Source organism: Tahibacter caeni (assembly GCF_024609805.1).
GTDB lineage: Bacteria > Pseudomonadota > Gammaproteobacteria > Xanthomonadales > Rhodanobacteraceae > Tahibacter > Tahibacter caeni.
On record NZ_JANFVR010000439.1, the window covers coordinates 1 to 3285 of the forward strand.

The following is a 3285-nucleotide window of genomic DNA, read 5'->3' on the forward strand; positions in this document are numbered from 1 at the left end:
CGCCGTAGCCGCGGCTGATGACGCCGGCGCGCAGGCCGCGCGCGGCCAGCGCGCGCACGAGCGCGATGGTCAGCGGCGTCTTGCCGGTACCGCCGACGCTGATGTTGCCGACCACGACGACGGGCCGCGCGAGCCGGTACGAACGCAGCCAGCCGCGCGCATAGGCCTGCCGGCGCAGCGCGCCGATGCCGCCGTAGACGCGCGCGAGCAGACGCCAGCCCAGCGGCGGCGGCGCGCCGTGATACCAGACCCGCTCGCGCCGCGACGCGGCCATCAGGCCCCCGCGTCGTGGAACTGCATACGGTGCAGCGCCGCGTAGTGGCCGTCGCGCGCGAGCAGCGCTTCGTGGCGGCCGGTCTCGACGATGCGCCCCTGGTCGAGCACGACGATCTGGTCCGCATGCTCGATCGTGCTGAGCCGGTGCGCGATGACCAGGGTCGTACGCTCGCGCATGAGCCGGCCGAGCGCGTCCTGGATCAGGCGCTCGGACTCGGTGTCGAGCGCGCTCGTCGCCTCGTCGAGGATCAGGATGGGCGCATTCTTGAGGATCGCGCGCGCGATCGCGATGCGCTGGCGCTGGCCGCCCGACAGCAACGCCCCGCCCTCGCCGACCTTGCTGTCGAGGCCCTCGGGCAGGCGCTCGATGAATTCCAGCGCGTTGGCCGCCTTGGCCGCGGCGAGGATCTGCTCGCGGCTCGCGCCGCCGAGCGCGCCGTAGGCGATGTTGTGCGCGATCGAATCGTTGAACAGCACGACATGCTGGCCGACCAGCGCGATCTGGCTGCGCAGGCTGTCGAGCGTCCATTCCGGCAGCGGGCGGCCGTCCAGCAGCACGGCGCCGGCATCGGGTTCGTAGAAGCGCGGAATCAGGCTGGCCAGGGTGGTCTTGCCGCTGCCCGAACGGCCGACCAGCGCGGTGACCTTGCCCGGCGGACAGACCAGATCGACCGCGTGCAGCGCGTCGCTGACCGCGCCCGGATAGCGCAGCGTGACGCCGCGCAGCTCGATCTCGCCGCGGCTGCGTTGCATCCGCGCCGTGCCCGTGTCGGGTTCGCCGGCGGTGTCGACGATTGCGAACAGGTCCTGCGCCGCGGCGACGCCGCGCTGCATCATGGCCTGTACGGTGGTCAGGCGCTTGAGCGACGGCAGCATCGCGATCATCGCGGTGATCGTGGCCATGAAGCTGCCGGCGGTCATCGTCGCGAGCATGCCCGGCCGCGTCGCGAAGAACACGACGCCGGCCAGCGCGCAGGCCGCGATGATCTGCACGAGCGCCGTGGACAGCGCGTTCGTCGAGGCGACCTTGAGGTTGAGCCGGCGGTTGTGCTCGTTGACCTCGGCGAAGCGGCGCGTCTCGTAGTCGCGGCCGCCGTAGACCTTGACCTCGCGCTGGCCGCCGACGACTTCCTCGACGATGCCGGTGACGGAGCCGACCGAGTGCTGGATGCGCCGGCTGATGCGCCGGTAGCGCTGGCCGACGAACCAGACCAGGGCCGCGATCAGCGGCGCCATGACGAACAGCGCGAGGGTCAGCTTCGCGCCGTACCAGAGCATCACGAACAGCATGCCGAGCACGGTCAGGCTGTCGACGATCATGACCTTGACCGCGTCGGTGCTGGCCTGGGCGACCTGTTCGACGGTGTAGGTCACGCGCGCGATCAGCTGGCCCGAGGCCTCGCGGTCGAAATACCCGGCCGGCATCATCAGGTAGCGCGCGAACACCTGCTCGCGCAGGCGGTGCACGACGCCGCGGCCGACGCGCGCGACGCCGTAGTCGGTCAGCCAGGTCGCGATGCCGCGCAGTACGAACACGATGACGATCGCGATCGGCATCCAGAAGATCGTGCCCTGGTCCTGATGCACGAACAGGTCGTCGAGCATCGGCTTGATCAGCCAGGTGAAGCCGGCCGTCGCACCCGCGTCGACGGCCATGCCGAGCACGGCCAGGGTCGCGATCGGCCAGTGCCGCGCCGAGTAGTCGAGCAGGCGCCGATACGTGGCTGCGGCGCTGGCCGGCGCGGCCGCGCTCACTTTTTCGGCGCTTCCTTGGACGGCGTCGTGGCGATGGACAGACGCGTGAAGCCGACCTGGCCCAGCGCATCCATGACCGTGACGACGGCCTGATGCGGGGTCTGCGCATCGGCGCGGATCATGACCGGCCGCGCACGGTCGTCGCCGGCGACCTGCACGAGCGCGTCCTTGAGCGTGTCGACGCTCGGATTGAGCACTTCGTTGTTGTCGATGTAGTAGCGGCCGTCGCTGTCGACCTGGATCGTCAGGCCGGCTTCGGGCTCGGCGTCGGCCGATTCGCTGGCCTGCGGCAGCGACACGCGCAGGCGCGCGGTCTGGTCGAACGTCGCGGTCAGCACGAAGAACATCAACAACGTCAGCATGACGTCGATCAGCGGGATCACGTTGATCTCGAAGTCGTCGTCGCGACGCGCGGCGCCGAGCTTCATGCGGTCACGCCCGGACGCACGGCGCGCACCGCCGAATTGGAAGCCGTCGCGCTGGGGTCCGGCTGCTGCTGCGCGGCGAGCTCGTCGAGCAGCGCGATGGCCTCTTTCTCCATGACGACGACGAGGCCGGCCACGCGCGAGCGGAAATAGCGGTGGAAGATGTAGGCCGGCACCGCGACGACGAGGCCGGTCGCCGTGCAGACCAGCGCCTCGCCGATGCCGCCTGCCATCTGCTGCGCGTTGCCGATGCCGTGGACCATGACCGCGAGGAACATGCGGATCAGGCCGATGACGGTGCCGAGCAGGCCGAGCAGCGGCGAGATCAGCGCGATCGTGCCGAGCGTGTTCAGATAGCGTTCGAGGCGATGAACCACGTGGCGGCCGGCGTCCTCGATGCGTTCCTTGATGATTTCGCGCGGGCGGTTGCGCACCGACAACGCCGCGGCCAGCAGCTCGCCGAGCGGCGAGTTCTTGCTCAGGGTGTCGATGTGCGAGGGATCGAGCTTGCGCGTGCGCGCCCAGGTGCGCACCTGCTCGCCGAGCTCCGGCGGCGCGACCGTCTTCCGGCGCAGGGACCAGAACCGTTCGAGGATGATGGCCAGCGCCACCGCGGAACAGATCAGGATGGGCACCATCGCCCAGCCACCGGCCATCAGCATCTCAAGCACGTGCGATCACTCCGAGCTACAGGGAACGCGGCGCGAACCCAGGCGCGCCGAACGGACCGATCATAGCAGCGAAACCGGCAGGTCTTGCGCGGCCGGCCGAGGGCGCCGCCGGCGGCCGCGGCGACGTGTGACCGGGGTCGCGAAGCGCGCGGACCGGT

Annotated in this window: 4 protein-coding genes; all 4 read right to left on the reverse strand. The window is 70.4% G+C overall.

The window, feature by feature from the left end; genetic code table 11:
* Positions 1-274: tetraacyldisaccharide 4'-kinase (locus NON22_RS22215; protein ID WP_257389181.1), on the reverse strand; the 274-nt coding region annotated here is incomplete at its 3' end.
* A complete protein-coding gene (msbA, locus tag NON22_RS22220; protein WP_257389182.1) occupies positions 274-2031 on the reverse strand; it encodes a lipid A export permease/ATP-binding protein MsbA in 1758 nt (585 codons plus the stop codon). The genes msbA and NON22_RS22215, both read right to left, overlap by 1 nt.
* A complete protein-coding gene (locus NON22_RS22225) occupies positions 2028-2459 on the reverse strand; it encodes an ExbD/TolR family protein (protein ID WP_257389183.1) in 432 nt (143 codons plus the stop codon). The genes msbA and NON22_RS22225 overlap by 4 nt, the downstream gene beginning before the upstream one ends.
* On the reverse strand, positions 2456-3127 hold the full coding sequence (locus NON22_RS22230; protein WP_257389184.1) for a MotA/TolQ/ExbB proton channel family protein: 672 nt from the start codon (positions 3125-3127) through the stop codon (positions 2456-2458). Before NON22_RS22230 ends, NON22_RS22225 begins: the two co-directional genes overlap by 4 nt.
* Positions 3128-3285 lie beyond the last annotated feature (158 nt).

What these genes read in the sequence shown, in the direction of transcription:
- NON22_RS22225 (WP_257389183.1), bottom strand. Translation starts at nt 2,459, where the DNA reads ATGAAGCTCGGCGCCGCGCGTCGCGACGACGACTTCGAGATCAACGTG.